This window comes from Shewanella algae, assembly GCF_009183365.2.
GTDB lineage: Bacteria > Pseudomonadota > Gammaproteobacteria > Enterobacterales > Shewanellaceae > Shewanella > Shewanella algae.
Map to the genome: position 1 here is coordinate 2,871,979 of NZ_CP068230.1, position 20,757 is coordinate 2,892,735.

Genomic DNA, 20,757 nt, shown 5'->3' on the forward strand with positions numbered 1-20,757 from the left:
TAAAAAGCCCCGCATTTGCGGGGCTCTTTGACACTGATTTTAAGACTGCGTTCTTAAAGCCAATTGCATCTATCAACTGAATGCCAGGAAGGGCGAGATACACAGCAAGATACCAGTGGCGATAATCACATACAGGCCAACGCCCTTGTATTTGTGCAGCGAAGGTACCCGGTAAACCAAATAGGCCGGAATCAGACAACCCACCAAACCGAATACCGGGCTGCAGATGGAGGTGAAACTCAGCACAGGGGCATTCAGCACAATCGCGCCCCAGGACAGCAGTATGGTGAATACCATAATGCCGTACCCCACCAGCTTGGCGTTGATCTTCTCCTTGGGCATAACCCGCTGCAGTAGGTTCATGGTGATCCCCTGGCACGCCTCCCGAAAACCCAGATACACCCCGAAGTAAGCCGTCATCACGGCAAAGATGTTCAGCGTCAGGCTCAGGAGTTTCAGCGTCTGGCCAGGCATACCTTGAGCCACCATGGCCAAGGCAGAGATATTTTCCTGCTCGGCCCTCACAGCTTGCTCATGGCCCATCGCCAGAGTGAAAGAAACGGCGTAGAAGAACACGGTAACAAACAGCACACCAAAGGCAATATTCATGGCTCGCATCGCCTTGAAGCGCGCCACTTCAATCGACTTCTCCCGCGAACGATAAGAGATCACCATGGGGCTTAGACTCTGGATAAACAGAATGGAAGTCAAGGTAAAGGGCAGCATCACCACGGCATCACGGATCCAATGAGTCGTAGTGGGCACTGCACCGACATTATTGATATCCCACTTGTCGACCATCATTAAGCCGAGCAGCGCCACCACACCCAACTTGGTGAGCACCATAAGGGTAGAAATTTTAAATAACAGGTTTTCGCCGCGGGAGGCCAATGCGACCAGAAGACAAATAAGCCCCAGACCATAGAAGGGGTTTTCCGACAGCAGGCTCTTGGTGGCTCCAAAGCTTTGCAGGAAAGAGGCACTGTCATTGGTGATCGCCGTCGAGTAGACAAACACCCAGATGACCAACATGACAAAGTAGAGTGCGCCGAGAAATATGCCCCAGTTTTTCCCCAGATAGCCACTGATCACACTGGGATAATCCTGACATTCGCGGGACTCGGCCAGGGTATTGATAAACAACTTCTGAAACATGTACATGGCCGGATAACCCACCACGGCAGACAAAAGAAACACCCATAATCCCATTAACCCCACCTGCACAGGCAAAAATACTATGCCCGCGCCTATGGCCATGCCGATGGACATGATGATCCAGCCCCAGTCAGTACTGTCGAATCGGGTCGCTTCCTTCCAGGCCTGCGTGTCTTCCCGAGTAATTGTTGCGCCCCACTCTGATGTCAAAGTGTCAGTTTTCATATAACAACCTTAGTTATTGTTGGATACCCAACATGTTATTTTTTGCAAATATATTTGAACCAACTGACAGCAGCAACCAGATTTTTGCAACTTTTGCTGATGCCGAGAATTTAACCACAAAACCGCCAACTTATAAGATCACCGTCACACTAAAAGCAATTACAGCCCACCTTTTTATAAAATAAATTTGCAAGAAGAAGCCTATTTGCAAATAATTGTGCAGACAAAATCGCTTGTTACTCAAATATATTTGCAAGGAATATCATGAAAAAGACTATCAATGCAGACAAAGCCCCCGCAGCCATAGGCCCCTATTCTCATGCAGCCGCTTATGGTGAGCTGCTTTTCACCTCAGGCCAGCTGCCAGTCTGCCGTGAACAAGGTGCTTTGGTCGAAGGTGGGATCAGTGAACAGTCCCGCCAATCGCTTTTGAATCTGCAATATGTGCTTGAAGCCGCCAACAGTGGCCTGCAAAACGTGCTCAAAACCACCTGTTATCTATCCGACATCAATGACTTTGCCGCCTTCAACGAAGTCTACAAGACCTTCTTCAAGCAAGACTGCCCTGCCCGCAGCTGTTTTGCGGTGAAAGATCTGCCCATGGGCGCCTTGGTGGAAGTCGAAGCCATTGCCCATATCAATCCTTAAACCAGACTCGGTGGAACCTAGTGATGAAACCACAGTGGCAACAATATATAGATATCCTTAATCAAGTTGTGCGTCCCGCGCTGGGCTGCACCGAGCCTATCGCGGCGGCTTATGCCGCGGCCGTTGCAGCCGAAACCTTGGGCGCCAAGCCTTTGAGCCTGGAAGTTCAGGTTTCGGACAACCTCTACAAAAACTCCATGGGAGTATTTGTTCCCGGCACAGGCAAGATAGGCCTGGCCATTGCCGCAGCGGCAGGAGCCCTTGGGGGCGATGCCGATGCCGGCCTTGAAGTGCTGGCGAATATCAACCCGGCACAAGTGGCCAAGGCCCAGGCGCTTATTGACGCAGGTAAGGTCAAGGTATGCCGCATTCAGGCCGACGAGTTTATTTACTGCGCTGTGACAGCTGCCAACGACAAGCACCAGGCCAAAATCGTTATCAGTGGCAGCCATACCCGAATTGCCGAGAAATGGCTCGACGGCCAACTATTGTATCGGGCAGAAGCCTCTGCCAAGGGCAGTACCGCTTCGGTATGCGACGGGGTCGATATCAGCATCGCCTCAATATATGAGTTTGCCACCGGGATAGATGTTAACCGGATCAGATTTATTCTGGCGGCATCGGATCTGAATTCCCGTTTGTCCGACGAAGGCATGAATTCGGCCTATGGCCTGGAGGTGGGCAGAACGCTGAAGAAAAACATAGATACCGGCTTGCTGAGTGATGACCTGCTCAACTCCATAGTCATGTATACGGCCGCGGCTTCTGATGCCCGCATGGGTGGCGCCACCCTGCCGGCCATGAGCAATTTTGGCAGTGGCAACCAGGGGATAGCCGCCACCGTGCCTGTGGTTGTAACGGCCAAGAAGTTCAACTGCAGTGAAGAGCAGCTGGCCCGGGCACTCATCATGAGCCACTTGGGCGCGATTTATATCAAGTCCCACTATCCGCCACTGTCAGCCTTTTGCGGCAATACAGTAACCAGTGCCGCCGCTGCCATGGCCATGGTTTATCTCGCCGGAGGCAGTTTTGAGCAAGGTTGCTACGCCATTCAGAACGTTATCAGTGACAGTGCCGGCATGGTTTGTGACGGCGCCAAAGCCTCCTGCGCCATGAAGGTCAGTACCTCATCAAGCACGGCTGTCAGGGCGTTTTTGATGGCGCTTAACCAGCATGCCGTATCGACTCAAGGCATAGTCGCCGCCGATGTCGAACAAACAATCAAGAATCTGGGACAGATGATCTGTGATGGAATGGTGTCGACCGACAGTACCATTATCAGTATTATGTCTGCCTAATCTCCGACGCCCGGCGACTGCCGGGCCATCGCAAGAGGATAGCTGTGAAACTTCATAAGTTGACCCCCAAAGATATGGACATACTCAACGCCATGGGAAACGTGGTCGATGGTATAGCCACCATGTATGGGCAACACACAGAAGTGGTTTTGCACAGTCTGGACCGAGACCACCCTTCAATCATCAAAATAGCCAATGGCCATGTCACCGGCCGCAGTGTCGGCGCTCCCATTACCAATCTGGCATTGGAAAAGCTCAAGAGCGGCCACGATATTTCCGAGGCCTATCTCAGCCAGAGCAGCAACGGCAAGACCTTGAAATCCATCACTACGGTTATTCGCAACGAAAAGCAGATGGCCATAGGCCTTTTGTGTATCAACACGGATATGGATGCGCCCTTGATGTCTGTACTGCGCTCCATGCTGCCGCAGCAATGTCCGCTCACAGAGAGCAGTGGCACATCGGAAGTCTTTGCCCGTAATATTGAAGAAGCGCTGCACAGCACCATAGACAAGGTCAACCAGGAAGTACGCCACAGTGAACTGATCCCGCCATCGAAAAAGAGCCGTGAAATAGTGACTCGCCTCTTCGATGCCGGTATTTTTGAGCTCAAGGACAGTGCCCAGGTGGCCGCCAAGCGCCTGGATATTTCTGTGCACACCATTTACCGCTACCTGAGGGAATTAAAAGCCCCACAGGAGTAACATTGACAATGGGCGGGATCATCGGCGTTAGATGACAATGCCATGGAAGAAGTGAGACCAAGGAGCCGGAATGCCAAATCACAGACTCATACCCTTCGGTGATAACATCTGGATAGTTGCAGGCAAGACAGTGCCTTTCTTTGGCCTGCCTTACAGTACCCGGATGACAGTGGTCAGGCTTGATGATGGCACGCTTTGGCTCCACTCCCCCATAGAGCTCAGCCGCGAACTGCTCGAGGAGGTCAATGCCCTCGGTGAAGTCAGCTATCTGCTGGCGCCCAACTCATTGCACCATCTGTTTGTCAAAGACTGGCAGCAAGCCTTTCCCAACGCCCTAAGCTACGCGACCGAAGAACTGGCAAAAAAACGCAGCGATCTGCATTTCGACCAACTGCTGCTCAGCGAATTGGCAGACTCGCAACACAATGCCCCTTGGCTTACCGAGCTGGACTTCTGCCTGTTTCAGGGCAGCCCTGTGATGCAGGAGGCTGTATTCTTTCATCGCCACAGCCGCACACTGATCCTGACCGATTTGATTGAGAACTTTCAGCCCAAGTGCTTCAAAGCCTGGCAAAGGCCGCTGGCAAGCATCAGCGGCATACTGGCCCCTAACGGCAAGACACCTCTGGATTGGCGCCTGAGCTTCAGTTTTGGCAAACCTCAGGCCCGAAAGGCCCTGGCGACTATACTTGGCTGGCGAGCGGAGAAACTCATCATAGCCCACGGCGAATGTCAGTCCCGGGATGCCGACCGCTTTATCCGCCGTTCATTCTCCTGGCTTGGGAACCTTGACCACTGACAGGCACAGCAGCATAAAACAGCAAGACTGCTGACTTCGCTGCTTACCCAAAGACAAATAAAAAAGACAGATAAAAAAGACAGACACAAAAAAGCCCAATCATAAGATTGGGCTTTTTTGTTTTGAATGTGGTCGGTATGAGAGGATTCGAACCTCCGACCCCTGACACCCCATGACAGTGCGCTACCAGGCTGCGCTACATACCGATATTTGTCTTGAGCGGCTGGCGCAGTGTGCCGTCTCAACGAGGCAGAACTTTATCAACAGTCGCGAGGCTGTGCAAGCTCCATCTGAGGATTTTTAGTTTAACTGCCTAGTTTGTGGTCTGTTTTTTCTCTATCGTACAGTCTTTAATCCGCAGCGCTTAATGGTTGTACAAACGCCGCCCTTCGCGCATCACTTCGATAAGTTCCGGGGCACTCATCTTCTTGTCCAGGCGGTTCTGATAAGCCTTGTCATAGATACGATATTGACCGTGACGGTCAATCACAGTGATCTCCGACTGCTGATAGATGGCAAAAATTCTGGCATCACCGACATAGACCCAAGTGAGACTGTCCGGTTGCAGCAAATGGCGACCGGCACTGTAATCTGTGGCCGGATTGCTGCACCCCAGCACTTGGCTCATCAAGGTTGGCACCAAACCATAGTGACTGGTGCGGTATTTAGCCTGGGCGTGGCCGCCGACGGGCCAATGGATCACCAGAGGCACATTGACATTGGCCGGTGACAGGTCGCGCCTGGCTTCATCGGCATTACTGGTGAACACCTTGCCATTGACACCTGTGATAATCACCAGAGTATTTTCCGGCATAGCTGACAAGAGTTGCTCCAGCTGTTTGTCGATAAAGTTCAGCGATTGCCGATATTGATTGAACAACACCTTCTGCGCCGGCTTGAGGGCACTGTCGGGTTTTACCGTCTGCACACCGAGGAAACCTACCGGGGTATCATAGTCTTCCGGTGATTTGAGGTTCAGCAGTGCAAACCAAGGAGCTTGTTGCTGGGCCCGCCACTGCTTGAAACTGTCGATATTTTGAATATCGGCCATGGCACTGCCACCCTCATCTTCGGCAATATGAGCGTCGAAGTCGCGGAAAATTGCCTGGGGCCGCGCCTCTGCATAATTGCTTCTGCTGGTAAACAGCCCCAGATTATAACCCTGCTGCTTGAGGCTCTGCCCCAGCAAGGGGCTGGTGTAATTGAGTTCCACCGCGTCCATATAACTGCCCTGCAGCCCATAAAGCAGGGAAAACATGCCGCTGCGGTAGGTGTTGCCACCGCTGAGGTGATTCATAAACTCATGGTTTTGTTTGCTGTAGCGGCTGAAAAACGGCATGGTCTGCTCGTCGGCCATATCGGCCCTGAGGCTATCGATGGCAATAAGCAGCACATTGGGATGTTCTTCGGCGCTGCAGGTCAGCGGCGCTCTTGGGTATTTAAAGCTGGTTTCGGTATCCACCTTCAAGCTGCTGGAACCATCGATACCGTGATTTTCCATGAAGGTGCGCGCCGTCGCCGGATAGGATAACGGGTAGGCATCATCGAAACGAGTAATTTCGGTGACATCGGCGGCATCGGCCCAGATATGAATAAGATGGCTGCTGACAAAGCAAACCCCGATAAAGGCCACCACCTTGTTGCCATAGTTGCGCTTTTGAATTTTCTCAATCCGCTTCCAGATAAAGTTGGCGGCGGTCAACTCCAGAGCGAGGATCCCAAGGGGGGTGACGATATAGGAAGTGCCATGCAGCAGACTGTTGAGGTCGGCCCAGGCCAAATCGACCGCGAAGGGACTCAAATGCATACCATAGTCGTCATAGACTATGGTGTCATAAAGCATGATACACAGGCCAAGGGTGGCCACCACTGCTGCGTATCCCCGAAGGATACGCGAGTAAGGCAACAACAGAGTAACGGGAAACAGCAACACCAGATAGACAATAAATGCCAGGAAGCTGAAATGGCCTATGGTACTGACGCCAAGGTAACCCCAACCAATCCAGGTTTCCGGGTAGCCGACACTTTCCAGATATCGACTGCCGACTATCATGGCCAAAAAGCCATTGAAGAAGGCAAACCAGTGCCCCCAATTGATTAGGCGTGAAACCCTATCCTTGCCCAACTGCTTTGTTCGCTCGACCATATGGATCCGCTTTTTTGTAAGTTGCCTGTGTATCTTACATTGATTGCTATTATGTGCTTTTTGACTTACAACGCCACTATTTAGCGCATTTCAGTTGTTACAAGTCAACGCAGGGATTGTGTCAATGCCTTGGCAAATTGTTCCGCCACCTGCTGACGGGCTTCCTTGGGCACCTTGGTCGATAACAGATGCGAAGCCGCATTCCCCAGCGCCATCAGGCCAAGATCGGTCGGAGCCTGGTGTTTTTCCAGCACAGCCAGCAATTCGGCGATCAGGGATTCAACTTGAGCATTGGTATATTTTGATTGGATAGCCATAAATAAAAAATGATTCACTCAGATTAGGATTAGCGGCATATAATAGCGGATTTACAACAGAGTATCACTATCGGGGCTTATGAGTATTCACGTCGAACAAGCGATTATTCACGCAATCACCCAAAACGGCGAAGGCCAGCTCAGCTGCCGTCTGCGCCCTCAACCACTGCTGAACAGCCAGGCTGTTGAGACCATGCTTGATGAGCTGCACCAAAGCTATTCCAGCAAAGCGGGAAAAGGCTTTGGTTATTTTGGCGTCCCCGGTGATGATGGCGAAGCCAACCCCGCCTTCAAGGAAGCACTCAAGTCTTATCGCGATGGGCAGCAAGGCTTTGTAGAATTCTCAGCCACTGCCGGCAAACTGCTGCAGGAAGAACTCTCCAAGTATGACTTCAGCCAGGGCGGATTTTTGCTGCTGGCCTGCTATACCTTTATGGCCAGCGACTACCTGTTTGTGGCACTGCTGAATGCCAAGTCGTCAATGACAGTGCTGGATGATATGGAGCTGTCGCAAAACGACCATCTGGATCTGAATAATATCCAGTTGGCGGCCCGAATCGATCTCACCGAGTGGCAAGCCGACAGTGAGTCACGCAAATATATCTCCTTTATCCGCGGCAGAGCCGGTCGCAAGGTGGCCGACTTCTTCCTCGACTTTATGGGCTGCGTCGAAGGGGTTAACCCCAAGCAGCAGAGCAAGACCCTGATGCAGGCGGTGGAAGACTTTGTCGGTGGCGGTGAACTGACCAAAGAAGAGCGTCAAACCTGCCGCGACCGGGTGTTTGAATACTGTACCTCCCAGGTCGACAACGGCAGTGAAGTCATGCTCAAGGATCTGGCCGATGAACTGGCAGAATCCGGCATGGATTCCTTCTATGACTTTGCCGTGGGCGGTGATTACGGTTTGGAAGAGGAGTTTCCGGCCGATAAATCCACCCTGAGGCAGTTGAAGAAATTCTCCGGCACCGGAGGCGGCCTGACCCTGAGCTTTGACAGCTCACATCTGGGCGAACGGGTCATCTACGACCCTATCTCGGATACCATTTTAATCAAAGGCGTGCCCGCCAACTTAAAAGATCAACTGGACCGGCGCCTCAAGGGCGAATAAGGCTGTCATGTCAAACACATCAAGGCGCTTTCATTGTTCAAGGGCGCCTTGATGCTTTTTCCGGCCGCAATCTTCAGCTATTCATCTTTATTGGCTTGCCCTGTTTGACCACCCAACCATCCCTTTTTATGCAAAACCGCCACCACAGCTAACCTTGGCGAGTACCGATTCGAAACAGGTATTGGGTAGCGCTCAAGACAAATATTCAAAAATTATTGTTAAATAAACCATTTAGCTCTAGCATTTGTCATTAACTATTCGTTAACTCCAGACGGGAGTTGGAACTGACTTGACCCACTTGCCCTGGTATCGACAACCACTGTTGCTGAGTCTGATGGCCGGCCTGATAGGCTTTGCCTGTAACAGCTTCCCTATCCCCTTGTTTGCCAATGTGCAGTTGGTGTTGGGTAATACCCTCTATGTGATTGTCGCCATCTTACTTGGGCCTTGGTATGCCCTGCTCGCCGCCACCATCAGCGTCACCTCGCTGATGCTGCAATGGGACAGCCCGCACGTTTATCTGCTTTTCTGCCTTGAGGCCCTGGCACTGGGGTTTGCCAGGCTCAGGCGCTGGCCGGTATTTTACGCGGGTGTCGGCTTCTGGTTGTTGCTGGGCATGCCACTTATTTATGGTTATCTCCACTATTTCAGCGACTTACCTTCTGAATACATTCCATTTGTGGTGATCAAGCAATCGGTCAATGCCATGGTCTATATCACCCTGGCCTGCTTGATTGTATTGGTAATCCCCGCATTGACACACATGATTGCTCGTCAGTTACCCGCCAAGCGCAGTGGCTTTGGCAACCAACTCTTTTACAGCTTTTTACTGCTGCTTAACCTGAGCCTGATGATCTCTACCCTGGTATTCAATTATTACTGGGTCAACAAGCAGCAACAGATCCTGGGTAAACACTTACATGAAACCGCCAAAAATATCGGCCTGGCGGTAGAGCATTATCTCGAGCGGCATAAGTCGGTTATAGCCACCGCCGCCGAGCTTATCAAACACAGTTCACCCACTCCCGATGAATTGCAGCGGATGCTGTCGCGGCTGCACAAACTCAATCCGGGATTTTTAACCATGCTGATTGCCGATCCCGAAGGCAGCATAGTGCAGGCAAGCCCTGTCAGCAGGCTTCAGGGCCTTGAAGGAAATCATATTCGTATAGATGACAGGGATTATTTCCAGCAGGCGTTTTTCAACGAGCGCCTCTATGTCTCACCGGTATTTCTCGGCCGGGGCTTCGGCTCAGATGCCATAGTCGCCATCAGCAGCCCGCTGTATCTCGCCACAGGCCCACAAGTTATCGGCATATTGGAAGGCTCACTCAACCTCAATCGTTTCAGCGAACTGGATAATGACTTTCTGGAACAAACCAACCAGTTGATGTTTATTGTCGATGAGAACATGCGCCTTATCTATGCCTCCAGGGCGTTGGCCTTGCCAAAACTCGAGCGGCTCAACTATCGCCAAAGTGGCAAGCACTACAGCTCTTTATTGCCCATGCTCAATCTAAAAGCACTGGATAATGACAGCCCGGAATATGTTTACAGCCACTATCGCCTGCCAAACAACTGGCAAATTTTTGTGCTCGACCCTTACGCCCCATTGCTGCACGAAGTAGAGCGCCAGTTTATGTTCACTTTTGCTCTACTGTTGCTGTTTTTACTCTTGTCGCTGCTGGTCGCCAGGGTGGTGGGGCAGCGCCTGACCATGCCGCTGGAGTTGATTTCAGAGCAGCTCAACAAGGGTAAACGCCTTACCGAGGATAAGTTACTCGATGGCCACAATGTGCCCGTGGAAGTAAGCCATCTCTACAGTGAGCTCAAGGAAAGCCAACGCCAACTGATGGCGCATCAGTTGGATCTGGAGGAAAAAGTCATCATACGAACTCTGGAGCTTGAGCAGGCCAACCGTAAACTCAAACAGTTGGCCCAGACAGATCCACTCACAGGACTTGCCAACAGACGCCATGCCGAAGCGAGTTTCGCCACTTTGCAGGGTCTGTGTCAGCGCAATCACGAAGCCATAGCCGTGGTGCTGATGGATCTGGACTTTTTCAAGCGGGTCAATGATGAATATGGTCATCTGGGCGGCGATGAGACCTTGAAACGGGTTGCCGATTTACTTAAGACAAAATTCAAGCGCGACTCGGATCTTATCAGCCGTTATGGCGGTGAAGAGTTATTGCTGCTGCTGCCCATGTGCAACCCACTCAAGATAGAGCAGTTTCTGAATGAAATTCGTCAGGCCATTGCCGAGCTTGAGATCATCAACCCCGAAGATCAACGCCTAATAAGTGTCACTGTCAGTATCGGCGCCCTGATTGCCAACGCCTCCTACAGCTCATCTCTCGAGGTATGGTTGAAAGAAGCCGATGCCAACCTGTACCAGGCCAAAAGCGAGGGGCGCAACCGGGTCATCTGTACTCTGTCGGCTCAGGATTTTGGTTGAAAAAGGCTTCAATCCGCTGCATCTGATAATCGAAGAAAGGGTTCCAACGTTGGCGTAGCATATCCGCAGCCGGAATGCTGATGACACCGCGCTCCCCTCGGGACGCTGCGGCGCCAATTTGAATGCGCTCCATGCTGTTCGGCATCTGATTGCCATACAGGCTGTCGTTGGCAGAAAACGGCAAGGCCACATGAGACAGGGAATAGACAGACACGGGCCATTTGAAGTCGAGTTTTTCCACTCCGGTATGAGTACCAAACTCTCTGGCCTGCACCAGATGGCTAAAGCCCACCTGGTTCTCAATCAAAGTTCCCCGGAAAGTCAGGTTGGTTCGTGCCAGTATGCCGCTGATTTCCGCCAGCGGATCCACAGGTGTCATGCTGAGGTTCACTTGACTGCGGTTCATATCATAGATCACCAGTTCATTGGCTCCCTTGGGCAGTTGCAGAAACAGGTTCTCCAGCACAGCTTTCGTCGATACCGAATCATCCACCAACGACTGAAACGCCAAAATCGGCGGCAACTGGCGTTTTTTATCCTCAGGCAAAGCCAACAAACGCTGACTGTTGTGCTGCGCCAGGCGATAAACCACATCACCGGCATTAACGGCAAAAGAGCTGTATTTGAAGGGGTCATACTCGGGTGAGATAGTATTCCAGCTGAGTTTCTCCAGCCCCAGAATATAGCCCAGCTGCGACTGCCACTGCGCTCCCACGGCCATGGGGGCCAAACCTATGGCCGGTGACAGCATCACCACCTTTTCATAGTCCGTGGGCCGGCCGCTGTGAAGGTTTTCCAACTCATGGTTGAGTGCCAAACTGGCACCAGTGGAATAACCTATCACGTAGAGAGGTTTGCCGTTTAGCACCTGGCTCATATGGCGACTGGCCAGCCTGACGGCAGCGGCGAGATCCTGCCATTCCAGGCGCACCAGGCCTGATGGCAGAGTGCCGTGTCCCGGTAGCCTCAATGCCAACACATGAGCGCGCCCCTTGAACTGCTCGGCAAACTGATGCATGGCGTAGGGTGAATCTGACATGCCATGAAGCAGCAAGAGCCCGAACTGCGCGTCCACATTGGCCCACTCAAAACTTTGATTCCAAGGCAAAGCCCAGCGCTTGGGATCCGCTATGCTGCCACTGTGATAACGATTGATGGGGGAACTGATGCCACCGGAAAGCTTGCCAAGTTCCTGATCAAGCTCGGTAAACAGTTGCTGCTCCAACTTGAGATAATCACCGAAGTCCTCGACTCCCTTGTGGCGATCAAACTCATGGCTCAGAAAATGGGTATGCCAAGGACTTAAATCGGCGCGGCCATTGAGTAGCCAGATCCCGGTTACAGTCAACGCCAGCCCTATACCGAAGCAAGCATAAAAAAGCGCGATAGAGAGCTGTTTCCCCGAACTGATAAGCAGAGTTTTCATTGACCTTTACCTTGAACTGCCCCAAAGTGGCGACGCTGGAATGGCATTACACTGAGATTCATTGGCATAAAAGTCTAACAGAGAGCAAACGTGCACGCACACTCAACGCCTTCATTTCCTTTGCGTATTGGTAACGACCTGGCCAAAGCGCGGGTTTATCTGCCCAACCCGCCAACACTGCCGCTTGACTGGCATTGGCAGCAGAGCGATGCCGCCGCGGCCTTGATAGCCGCCAACTCCAACCACTGGCGCAAAATCCTGGTGATCTGCGCCAAGATATTTGCCCCGGATGACGACTGGCGTAGTTTTCTGCAACAGGGGCTCTTTTCCCAGGTAGCGCTTGAGATAGGCGCGACCGAGCTAGTAACTGATAGCGGCATAGCTCTTATCGCCGGCAATGAAGCCGCCGACAAACTCAATATCGCCGACGATGCCGGACAGGAGCTCACCGGTGCCTCCGGGGTACAGCGGCTGGATCAGTGGCGCTGGAAAGTCCCCTACCTGGATTACCGCCAGTTTCCCAACGCCAGTATTTTGCTGCTGCGCCAAGCGCTGCACTGCAACCCATAAAGAAAACGCCGCGATTAACGCGGCGTTTTACGATTCAATTTGAGCGGTTAATCGTAAATGGTCGGGATAGGCTTGCGCTTATGCTGCGTGGCTTTGTAGATGGCTATGATCCTGCTTTCCACCTCGGCGGAAACCGGCTTGCCCTCAAGGAAGTCGTCTATCTGATCGTAACTCAGCCCAAGGGCGACTTCGTCCTCAAGCCCAGGGTTGTCACACTCAAGATCCGCCGTTGGCGCCTTGCGGACCAGGGTTTCCGAGGCGCCGAGGAAGGCGGCCAACTGCCTGACCTGACGCTTATTCAGGCCAAAAAGCGGCGCCAAGTCGCAAGCACCATCGCCCCACTTGGTATAGAAACCTGTGACATTTTCGGCGCTGTGATCTGTACCGACCACCAGGCCCCCGAGTAAGCCAGCTACCTCGTATTGGGCTGCCATCCGCATTCTGGCCTTGACATTACCCTTCACAAAATCAACCTTGTTGGCATCCGGTAGCGCCAGTTCAGCGCGGTCAAAGCCACTGAGTACATGCTGATGAATGCCGCTAACCCCGTCATGAATATTCACAGTCACCAGTTTGCTGGGGCGGATAAATGCCAGCGCCTGCTGCGCCTCATGTTCATCGCGCTGTTCAAGGTAAGGTAAACGCATGGCCACAAAAAGGTACTCAGCCTCGGCTTTGCCTTCATTTAGCGAATCTACCGCCAACTGACATAAGCGTCCGGCCAGGGAAGAATCGACCCCGCCACTGATCCCCAGAACCAGAGTCTTGCAGTGAGCCTCCTGCAGTTTGGCCTTGAGAAATGCTACCCGCCTTTCCACCTCATATTCAGGTTCAATAGCACTCAGTACTTTCATTTCTCTTAAGATCTGTCCTTTCACAGTGGGCTCCAATCTGTTATCGGTGTTTATAAGTCTGACTTTGATACCGGCCGTGCAATAATTTACTAGGCGGCCTGGATCACCGACCGCTAAGATAACATAAATTCTTACCCAGGATAGCAAGATGCACGAGGAGAAAATCCATTACTGGCGCGCCCCATCCCATCCCGAACTGGAGATCAGTCGGGCCAGTTTTCAACATTTTCACTTCGAGCCCCATGTTCATCTGGACTTTCATATCGGTGTGGTCAGTCACGGCGGCCAGGACTTTCATTACCGTGGCCAAACCTGGCACCTGAGACCCAATTGGCTGTCGACCCTGGATCCCGACAGCAGCCATGATGGCCAGAGCAGCGAACAACAGGGCTATTGTGCCCTGGTAATGTCCCTGCCCCATGACTGGCTGCAACAACTGGCGCGGGATCTCGGCCTGGGATATTTCAGTTTTGCCGCGCCTATGTTGCATCATCCAGCGCTGTATCAGGAATTTTGCCAGCTGCACCATTTGCTGACCCAACCCATAGCAGCCAATGATCTCCTGGTTCCCGAAGCCGCGGTTATTGCCTTTTTGGAAAAGCTGATGCGCCTGCATGGCCGCAAGCTCAATACCGAGAGGCAGCCTCACGCCTTGAGTCAGAGTCAGCTCGATAGGTTAAGAGAAACCTTTCATGCCGATCCCGGTGCGCCATTTAGGTTGCCGCAGCTTGCCAAGGAGCTGGATCTCAGCCAATACCAACTGCTTAGGCAGTTTCGCCAGAGAACCGGCATGACGCCACATGCCTATTTAAAGCGGATCCGCCTGGAATATGCCAAGAAAGCCCTGCTCAGGGGAGACAGTGTGATTTCGGTGGCGCAGCAAGTCGGCTTCTTCGATCAGAGCCATCTGAACAAAGCCTTCAAGCGTGCCTTCCTGCTTTCTCCACAGGCGTTTCAGCGGCGCATGCTGTGAATGCCACACGCCCCTCTCTGGTGGCTGAGCATTTTACCCCTATACCCAAACACTTTCAGCCTCGTCTTAATGAGGCACTACAGGATAGAGTTGACTATGACAGATCTGCATCTTTTGCTGACCCTGGGCACCATTCACCTGCTGGCATTGGCGAGCCCGGGGCCGGATTTTGCATTGATCCTGAAAATTGCCAGCCGAGAGCAGCGCAGCACCGCACTGGCGGCCGCCGTTGGCATCTCTCTGGCGATATTGGTGCACACTGTCCTGAGCCTCACAGGTGTCAGCCTGGCCATTCAAAGCTCGCATACCCTGTTTGTGCTGGTGCAGCTCTTTGGCGCCCTTTATCTGGGCTGGATGGGACTGGGAGCCTTTGGTGTTCAGGCCTGGCTTAAACGCGCCTTGGCGGCAAGACCACTCGCTGAAGCTCAAACCAATGAATTGCCAACCAGCCGGGCAGCAATCAATGATACACAAGTCATGCAGTCCGAGGAGTTAAACAATAGGGTAGACAATGAGCCAGGTAAAAGTGCGAGCGATAACACCATGTCTGCCGCCGCCGGGTTGCTGCTTGGGTTATCGACCAACCTGTTCAACCCCAAGGCGTTGGTGTTCTTTTTAACGCTGTTTTCCACCCTTATCACCCCGGAGGTCAACAGCCAGACCAAGCTATTGGCCGCCATATTACTGCCGCTGCTCTCGGTTATCTGGTTTGCCATGCTGGCCATGCTGCTGTCTCACGCCCGGGTGCAGCAACGCCTGCTGCGCTTTGGCCATTACATAGATTACCTTTGCGGCGCTATCTTCCTGGCCGTCTCGGTTGCCATACTGCTGAGGTTGCTGACGGCTTGACGCGGAACAATTGAGCCACAAACTTGGTATAAAACCTGAAGGACTTAACCCTTGGAGCTCCGGGGGCAAACTGTGAAGCAGTAAATAGAATGCATTTTAAATCCAGACTAGAATAGCCCCAACTCAATCGATTCGAGGTTTCTATGTGGTGGCGTGTTGTTTTACTCTGTCTTGCTTATTGGCTGCTGGGTGCCCATTTTCTCAGATACTCACACACAATCGCCGCCGCTATCTGCCTGTTGGCGCCGGCCGTGCTGTTTGTAAAAAGCGCCGTTGTCGTTCGCATCCTGCAAGTCGGCCTATTGGCCGGCGCCTTGCTGGTATGGGCCAAGAGTGGCTTTGAATATGTTGCCATGCGCCAGGCTATGGATGCCCCCTGGCTCAGGCTGGCATTCATTATGGGCGGGGTCACCCTGTTTACTCTGCTGTGCGCCTGGAGTGGTAATGGGCTGGCGAAAAACCGTAGCCGCCTGCCATAACGGCAACTCACCACAACCTTTCCAATTCTTAGACCAATTACTCAACAATCCGCATCAGAGGTCAGCACAGGTTAAGTAAAAGGGCTATACACTCGAGCCAGTGTATAGCCCTGTTTAAGCCAGCCGGGTCTTTGGCCTAAGCCCTTGATTTAGCCCCTCGGCTTGAGCTGTTCCAGGGAACTGCGTACACTGTTTGGATTTCAGTTAAAGGCGTAAAGAATATGAGAATTTTGGTTGTTGAAGACGATCCCTTGCTCTCCCATCACCTCAAGGTACAACTGGGAGAATTGGGAAATCAGGTCCAGGTGGCGGGAACAGCCAAAGAGGGATTTTTTCAGGCGACCAACTACCCCATTGATGTCGCCATTGTGGATTTGGGATTGCCGGATCAGGACGGCATTGCGCTTATCCAACGCCTGCGGGATGAAGATGTCAAAGCCCCTATCCTGATCCTTACCGCCCGGGTCAACTGGCAAGACAAAGTTGAGGGACTCAACGCCGGCGCCGATGACTACCTGGTCAAACCTTTTCAAAAAGAGGAACTGGTGGCCCGTCTCGATGCCTTGGTCCGCCGCAGTGCCGGTTTCGTCAAGCCGGTGATCAACAGCGGCGACCTGTCGTTGGATCTCGCCGCCAAGCAAGTCACCATGAACGGTGAGCCGATGGAAATCACCGCCTTCGAATATCAAATTCTCGAATACCTGATGCGTCACAACCATGAAGTGGTCGCCAAACAGCGCCTGCTGGACGTTATTTACGGCGACAAGGAAGGCGATCCCAACACCATTGAGGTGATGGTGAGCCGACTGCGCAAGAAGTTGACCCGTGATGGTATCGAAAATCCAATAGTGACCATCAGAGGCCAGGGGTACAAATTCAACCTGCCATGCAATTGAGAATAAAGCCCAAGAAACGCCTGCTGACGCGGATGTTTCTCACTTCGTTATCGATCATTGCCGTGGTCGGTTTTGGCTTGGCCTGGATGGTCAACATATTGCATGCGCAAAACAGCTACAACGAAGAGACGGCGCAGCTGATAGCCGAAATCCCTCAGGTGGCTGCCGAGCTCAGGGAGCACGACCTGATACCGGACACCAGTTCCTGGCTTGAGGAGAACAACAAACAGGAGCGCTATGTCATCGCCTCCTGTGACGAGAAGTTCAAGCAGGTATGGACCTCGTCGCTGGCGGTGGACAGAGGTCTGTTCGATACCTGTGAACGTTTCAATGAAATCCGCAACGAAGCGCCCCCCTACTACCTCAACATGGCCGATAATCGCGCCTATTTTGCCTATCTGCTGTCGGTCGATATCGCCGGTATTCACTACAACCTGTTGGTGCTCAAGGATGCGGCCAAACTGGAGCAGGAATACAGCCAATTTGCCAAACGCACCTATATTCGCCTGGCACTGGTGTTGGCACTGGCGCTGGTACTGCTTATCAGCGCCGCTTACTGGGGCATGCGGCCACTGGTACAGATGCGAAATGAGTTGAGATCCATCATCAACGGTAAGTCCAAGTCACTCTCGGGCGGTTATCCGGTGGAGCTTGAAGGCGTCACCCAAGCTCTCAACCAACTGCTGCAGCAATCCAGCGCCCAACAACAGCGCTATCAAAATGCCATGAATGACCTGGCCCACAGCCTCAAGACCCGTCTCGCCGCCGTGCATGCCATCACAGATGATGCCAGCCTGGACAAACAGGCCAGCAGCGAAAAAATCATGGAACAGGTGAGCCAGATGGATCAGTTGGTGAAATATCAGCTCAAGCGCGCCATGCTGGGACGCAAAGGCCTCAAGCAGGAACAGACTCCGATTGCCCCTCTGGTGGAGCAACTGGCACAGATGCTGTTTAAGGTATACCGTGACAAACAGGTGAAGTTCAGCGCAGAAATAGAGGAAGAGCTGCAGTTTCCCGGCAATCAGGGCGACTTGATGGAGCTGTTCGGCAACCTGATGGAAAATGCGTTCCGCCTGTGTATCTCAACCGTTCGCGTCAGTGCCGGTTATCAAGGCAACATACTGCAGATACTGGTAGAAGATGACGGCCCAGGTGTTGATGAGAGCCTTAAACAGAAGATCATCCAGCGCGGGGTGCGCGCCGATACCCAGTCACCGGGACAGGGAATTGGTCTGGCGGTATGTAATGAAATCGTCAGCAGTTACGGCGGCACCCTCAGCATTGAGGATTCAGATCTGGAAGGTGCCCGCTTCCGCATTCAAATTCCCATGCAGTGAGTCTCAGCGCCGGGTTGGCCCATAAAGTTGCTCGGCGCGGTTAAACATGATCCAGGAGGTGGCAATATACTTGTCATCACTCTTGGGACGATTCCCTCTGTGGCTATGGGTAAATCCCGCCGGTGCTATCACCATAGTGCCCTTCTTTGGCGCAATTTTGCGCTGCTGATAAAAGAATTCAGTCTCCCCGCCTTCGGCCACATCATTGAGATAGAACATGTAAAGCACCACTCTGTGAAGGGCGTCGTTGTGACCGGCCTGGGGAAACTGCTCAGAATGCCAATGAGGATAACCACCGACATCGCGCTGATATCTTTGCAGATTGATGGTACCACTACGATAAAGGTATTGTACCAGCGCCTCGGCTCTGGGGGCTCCCAGACGAGCATAGTTATCCGGTGTCAGGGTTACTGCATTGCCGGACTCATCAGCCACCTGCACGGCAACGGCTCCCATCAGTGCCATGGCATACTTATCAAAGTATCGCCCGGCATGCTTTAGTGTGTGGCCCAGCAACTCATTGCGCAGAGGCTGCAACTCGGGATACTGATCCAATGTCAGATCGCGGCTGATTTTCTTTTCCTTGTCGACACCATGGCCTGTGCGGCCCTCAGTAACACCCGGATGAGCATCAAAGGCGGCAATAAGACGATCGCATAACTCATCAGGAATGGCATTGGGATATACTTCGATAAAGTCCATAAAAATCTCAATTTGATTAATTTTTTATCCAAACATGCTTACATGTGAGCTAACTAATTGTAAAGCGTACTCTTTGCGCTAAAATGATTCGATTGCTTAAAAAAGATGATTTGAATGAACAAGAGCTGTAGAGTCAGTGTCCAACAACTGCAGGTAGGCAACTTCGTCCGCCTTCCACTGGCGTGGAAAGATCACCCTTTTCTTTTCAGTAGCTTCCGTATCAAACAACAGGCTCAAATTGAGCTTATCCGCAAGCTGGGCATAGACAGCGTGTTCGTGGTGCCGGATCGCAGTGATACCCCGCCGCTACCGGCCGATCAGCAGCCTGCCCCGGTGGAAAATCCACAGGAAGTCGACTCTCTGCAACAACAGATGGAAAGCGACAAGCAAAGGCGAATCGAGATCCTCAAGAAAATGCGCCGTGAGCTGCATAAGACAGAGGAACATTTTGACCGTTCACTGGCAAGAATGCGCAATCTGGTCAACAAACTACGCAGCCGGCCTCTGAATGCTGTTACCGAGGCGCAGGACTTGGTGCGTGACATAGCCGAGCAACTGTTATCCTCCGACAACCTTATCCTCCATTTGATGGCCGATTCGGATAAAGACGAAGGCATCTATTTTCACTCTCTCAACGTAGCCATTCTCGCCATGTTGGTAGCCAAAGAGTTGCAATGGCCCAGAGAAGATATCGAGGCCGTGGGCCTGGGTTCACTGTTCCATGACGTAGGCAAGCTCAAACTGCCAAGCCAGATACTGCGTAAGCAGGAGCCACTGAACAAACCCGAACAAAACCTGCTGAATCAGCACCCGTTGATGGGCGCAGAGTTCATCAAGCTGGCAGCCGATTTTCCGGAAAATGCCAGGGACGTTATCACCAATCACCATGAGCTGCTCGATGGCAGCGGTTTCCCAAGAGGCCTGAAAGCCGATGAACTGAGCCAGACCGCCCAGTTGGTGGCTGTGGTGAACCAATATGACTCTCTTTGTCACCCTGGAGTGCAATCCAAGGCCAAAACGCCTTATGCTGCTCTGGGCTATCTGTATAAATACTCCAAGGGGAAGCTGAATCAGGAATATGTCGGCAAGATGATCAAGATGCTCGGGGTCTATCCTCCCGGCAGCGTGGTCGAACTCTCTTCCGGTCAATATGGGCTGGTAATGTCGGTCAACCTGGATAAGCTACTGCTGCCACGAATTCTGGTATATGACGCTCTGGTGCCCAAAGATCAGGCACCGATTATCGACTTGGAAGCAGAAGGCCTTTCTATTGTGCGCTGCCTGCCACCGGCGGCCCTGCCGGAGAAAATCTTCAAGTATCTCAATCCCAGAGAACGGGTCAGCTATTACTTCGGCAGCGAAAGCAAAGGCTGAGCCCTTCGGCCTATATAACCAAAGTCATTATCGCCATCATAGTTAGACTGAACTAATCTTGTTGTTGCAACCTGGATTTGGGTAGCCTGAAACCAGGCTCACCCCTCACAGGCGGAGGCCGGCAATGACAGAACTACCGGATTTTGACACCTTGATGTGGCTGGCTCAAAACCAGCCTGAAGAATTGGACAAGCTACAGGAGCGTTTGAGTGATGAGTTGATCAATGGTTCCGACTCCAACCAGGACCAGCTCAGAACCATTAAACACCACCTGCAGCAGAGTCTGGCACGCTGCAATAACCCCTATCACAGATGCCTGGTCAGCATCCGCATTATGCGCCACAAGTTCGCCGCGTTGGCGAGCGTGTTGGAAGCACCGGACCAGTACAGAGATCACAAGGCTCAGGTGATACCATTAAGGCGCAAGCCCCTGTAA

The 20,757-nt window shown here is 52.4% G+C and carries 20 protein-coding genes and 1 tRNA gene; 14 read left to right on the plus strand and 7 right to left on the minus strand.

Annotated features, from left to right (window positions below):
- Positions 1-72: 72 nt before the first annotated feature.
- A complete protein-coding gene (locus E1N14_RS12885) occupies positions 73-1,380 on the minus strand; it encodes an SLC5/6 family protein (protein ID WP_025889728.1) in 1,308 nt (435 codons plus the stop codon).
- A gap of 264 nt (positions 1,381-1,644) precedes the next feature.
- Here E1N14_RS12885 and E1N14_RS12890 point away from each other — a divergent pair, with 264 nt between their 5' ends.
- The 4 genes from E1N14_RS12890 (at position 1,645) to E1N14_RS12905 (ending at position 4,829) form a co-directional block, all read left to right on the plus strand.
- The gene (locus E1N14_RS12890; RefSeq protein ID WP_028781671.1) at positions 1,645-2,028 is read left to right on the plus strand and encodes a RidA family protein; all 384 of its coding nucleotides are present in this window, start codon (positions 1,645-1,647) and stop codon (positions 2,026-2,028) included.
- Between the two features lie 23 nt (positions 2,029-2,051).
- Positions 2,052-3,326 (plus strand): L-cysteine desulfidase family protein, encoded by a 1,275-nt coding sequence (locus tag E1N14_RS12895; RefSeq protein ID WP_025011454.1) that lies wholly within the window; start codon positions 2,052-2,054, stop codon positions 3,324-3,326.
- Between the two features lie 44 nt (positions 3,327-3,370).
- Positions 3,371-4,030 (plus strand): helix-turn-helix transcriptional regulator, encoded by a 660-nt coding sequence (locus E1N14_RS12900; protein ID WP_025011455.1) that lies wholly within the window; start codon positions 3,371-3,373, stop codon positions 4,028-4,030.
- Between the two features lie 70 nt (positions 4,031-4,100).
- Complete coding sequence (locus E1N14_RS12905) at positions 4,101-4,829, plus strand: DUF4336 domain-containing protein (protein ID WP_025011456.1); 729 nt, start codon at positions 4,101-4,103, stop codon at positions 4,827-4,829.
- Positions 4,830-4,958: 129 nt separating this feature from the next.
- Here the strand turns inward: E1N14_RS12905 and E1N14_RS12910 are convergent.
- From E1N14_RS12910 to E1N14_RS12920, 3 genes are all read right to left on the minus strand, one after another.
- Positions 4,959-5,035, minus strand: a tRNA-Pro gene (locus E1N14_RS12910).
- Between the two features lie 158 nt (positions 5,036-5,193).
- Positions 5,194-6,975 carry a DUF3413 domain-containing protein gene (locus E1N14_RS12915; RefSeq protein WP_025889703.1) on the minus strand — a complete coding sequence of 594 codons (1,782 nt, stop codon included), beginning with the start codon at positions 6,973-6,975 and terminating at the stop codon, positions 5,194-5,196.
- Positions 6,976-7,079: 104 nt separating this feature from the next.
- Positions 7,080-7,292: a YejL family protein gene (locus E1N14_RS12920; RefSeq protein ID WP_025011457.1), complete on the minus strand. Its 213-nt coding sequence runs from the start codon at positions 7,290-7,292 to the stop codon at positions 7,080-7,082.
- A gap of 79 nt (positions 7,293-7,371) precedes the next feature.
- Here E1N14_RS12920 and yejK point away from each other — a divergent pair, with 79 nt between their 5' ends.
- Both yejK and E1N14_RS12930 read left to right on the plus strand, forming a co-directional pair.
- Positions 7,372-8,400, plus strand: a complete 1,029-nt coding sequence (yejK, locus tag E1N14_RS12925; RefSeq protein WP_025011458.1) for a nucleoid-associated protein YejK — start codon at positions 7,372-7,374, stop codon at positions 8,398-8,400.
- A 289-nt stretch (positions 8,401-8,689) separates the two neighbouring features.
- Positions 8,690-10,858 (plus strand): diguanylate cyclase, encoded by a 2,169-nt coding sequence (locus E1N14_RS12930; protein WP_025011459.1) that lies wholly within the window; start codon positions 8,690-8,692, stop codon positions 10,856-10,858.
- Here E1N14_RS12930 and E1N14_RS12935 read toward each other — a convergent pair.
- Positions 10,824-12,284, minus strand: coding sequence for an alpha/beta hydrolase (locus E1N14_RS12935; RefSeq protein WP_025011460.1), 1,461 nt, complete (start codon positions 12,282-12,284; stop codon positions 10,824-10,826). The genes E1N14_RS12930 and E1N14_RS12935 overlap by 35 nt on opposite strands.
- A gap of 90 nt (positions 12,285-12,374) precedes the next feature.
- Between E1N14_RS12935 and E1N14_RS12940 the strand changes: the two genes are divergently transcribed.
- Complete coding sequence (locus E1N14_RS12940) at positions 12,375-12,854, plus strand: DUF6942 family protein (RefSeq protein ID WP_141250898.1); 480 nt, start codon at positions 12,375-12,377, stop codon at positions 12,852-12,854.
- 47 nt (positions 12,855-12,901) lie between these two features.
- On the opposite strand, the gene nadE is transcribed toward E1N14_RS12940, so the two are convergent.
- Complete coding sequence (gene nadE, locus E1N14_RS12945) at positions 12,902-13,732, minus strand: ammonia-dependent NAD(+) synthetase (protein ID WP_025011462.1); 831 nt, start codon at positions 13,730-13,732, stop codon at positions 12,902-12,904.
- 124 nt (positions 13,733-13,856) lie between these two features.
- Here nadE and E1N14_RS12950 point away from each other — a divergent pair, with 124 nt between their 5' ends.
- The 5 genes from E1N14_RS12950 to E1N14_RS12970 all read left to right on the plus strand — a co-directional run bounded on the left by E1N14_RS12950 (position 13,857) and on the right by E1N14_RS12970 (position 18,245).
- Positions 13,857-14,681 (plus strand): AraC family transcriptional regulator, encoded by an 825-nt coding sequence (locus tag E1N14_RS12950; RefSeq protein ID WP_025011463.1) that lies wholly within the window; start codon positions 13,857-13,859, stop codon positions 14,679-14,681.
- A 96-nt stretch (positions 14,682-14,777) separates the two neighbouring features.
- On the plus strand, positions 14,778-15,530 hold the full coding sequence (locus tag E1N14_RS12955) for a LysE family translocator (RefSeq protein ID WP_025011464.1): 753 nt from the start codon (positions 14,778-14,780) through the stop codon (positions 15,528-15,530).
- 143 nt (positions 15,531-15,673) lie between these two features.
- The gene (locus E1N14_RS12960; protein ID WP_025011465.1) at positions 15,674-16,009 is read left to right on the plus strand and encodes a hypothetical protein; all 336 of its coding nucleotides are present in this window, start codon (positions 15,674-15,676) and stop codon (positions 16,007-16,009) included.
- Between the two features lie 221 nt (positions 16,010-16,230).
- Positions 16,231-16,905 carry a response regulator gene (locus tag E1N14_RS12965; RefSeq protein ID WP_025011466.1) on the plus strand — a complete coding sequence of 225 codons (675 nt, stop codon included), beginning with the start codon at positions 16,231-16,233 and terminating at the stop codon, positions 16,903-16,905.
- Entirely contained in the window at positions 16,896-18,245 is a 1,350-nt protein-coding gene (locus tag E1N14_RS12970; RefSeq protein ID WP_025889696.1) for an ATP-binding protein, read from the plus strand. Before E1N14_RS12965 ends, E1N14_RS12970 begins: the two co-directional genes overlap by 10 nt.
- Before the next feature lie 3 nt (positions 18,246-18,248).
- Here E1N14_RS12970 and E1N14_RS12975 read toward each other — a convergent pair whose 3' ends face one another.
- The gene (locus E1N14_RS12975; RefSeq protein WP_025011467.1) at positions 18,249-18,947 is read right to left on the minus strand and encodes a 2OG-Fe(II) oxygenase; all 699 of its coding nucleotides are present in this window, start codon (positions 18,945-18,947) and stop codon (positions 18,249-18,251) included.
- A gap of 114 nt (positions 18,948-19,061) precedes the next feature.
- On the opposite strand from E1N14_RS12975, the gene E1N14_RS12980 reads away from it, so the two are divergent.
- Together E1N14_RS12980 and E1N14_RS12985 are read left to right on the plus strand one after the other, a co-directional pair.
- Positions 19,062-20,321 carry a cyclic di-GMP phosphodiesterase gene (locus E1N14_RS12980; RefSeq protein ID WP_025011468.1) on the plus strand — a complete coding sequence of 420 codons (1,260 nt, stop codon included), beginning with the start codon at positions 19,062-19,064 and terminating at the stop codon, positions 20,319-20,321.
- A gap of 124 nt (positions 20,322-20,445) precedes the next feature.
- Entirely contained in the window at positions 20,446-20,757 is a 312-nt protein-coding gene (locus E1N14_RS12985; protein ID WP_025011469.1) for a DUF3135 domain-containing protein, read from the plus strand.

What these genes read in the sequence shown, in the direction of transcription:
- E1N14_RS12975 (WP_025011467.1), bottom strand. Translation starts at nt 18,947, where the DNA reads ATGGACTTTATCGAAGTATATCCCAATGCCATTCCTGATGAGTTATGC.
- E1N14_RS12895 (WP_025011454.1), top strand. Translation starts at nt 2,052, where the DNA reads ATGAAACCACAGTGGCAACAATATATAGATATCCTTAATCAAGTTGTG.
- E1N14_RS12960 (WP_025011465.1), top strand. Translation starts at nt 15,674, where the DNA reads ATGTGGTGGCGTGTTGTTTTACTCTGTCTTGCTTATTGGCTGCTGGGT.
- E1N14_RS12965 (WP_025011466.1), top strand. Translation starts at nt 16,231, where the DNA reads ATGAGAATTTTGGTTGTTGAAGACGATCCCTTGCTCTCCCATCACCTC.
- E1N14_RS12970 (WP_025889696.1), top strand. Translation starts at nt 16,896, where the DNA reads ATGCAATTGAGAATAAAGCCCAAGAAACGCCTGCTGACGCGGATGTTT.
- E1N14_RS12950 (WP_025011463.1), top strand. Translation starts at nt 13,857, where the DNA reads ATGCACGAGGAGAAAATCCATTACTGGCGCGCCCCATCCCATCCCGAA.
- E1N14_RS12980 (WP_025011468.1), top strand. Translation starts at nt 19,062, where the DNA reads ATGAACAAGAGCTGTAGAGTCAGTGTCCAACAACTGCAGGTAGGCAAC.
- yejK (WP_025011458.1), top strand. Translation starts at nt 7,372, where the DNA reads ATGAGTATTCACGTCGAACAAGCGATTATTCACGCAATCACCCAAAAC.
- E1N14_RS12890 (WP_028781671.1), top strand. Translation starts at nt 1,645, where the DNA reads ATGAAAAAGACTATCAATGCAGACAAAGCCCCCGCAGCCATAGGCCCC.
- E1N14_RS12985 (WP_025011469.1), top strand. Translation starts at nt 20,446, where the DNA reads ATGACAGAACTACCGGATTTTGACACCTTGATGTGGCTGGCTCAAAAC.
- E1N14_RS12915 (WP_025889703.1), bottom strand. Translation starts at nt 6,975, where the DNA reads ATGGTCGAGCGAACAAAGCAGTTGGGCAAGGATAGGGTTTCACGCCTA.
- E1N14_RS12885 (WP_025889728.1), bottom strand. Translation starts at nt 1,380, where the DNA reads ATGAAAACTGACACTTTGACATCAGAGTGGGGCGCAACAATTACTCGG.
- E1N14_RS12920 (WP_025011457.1), bottom strand. Translation starts at nt 7,292, where the DNA reads ATGGCTATCCAATCAAAATATACCAATGCTCAAGTTGAATCCCTGATC.
- E1N14_RS12905 (WP_025011456.1), top strand. Translation starts at nt 4,101, where the DNA reads ATGCCAAATCACAGACTCATACCCTTCGGTGATAACATCTGGATAGTT.
- E1N14_RS12935 (WP_025011460.1), bottom strand. Translation starts at nt 12,284, where the DNA reads ATGAAAACTCTGCTTATCAGTTCGGGGAAACAGCTCTCTATCGCGCTT.
- E1N14_RS12955 (WP_025011464.1), top strand. Translation starts at nt 14,778, where the DNA reads ATGACAGATCTGCATCTTTTGCTGACCCTGGGCACCATTCACCTGCTG.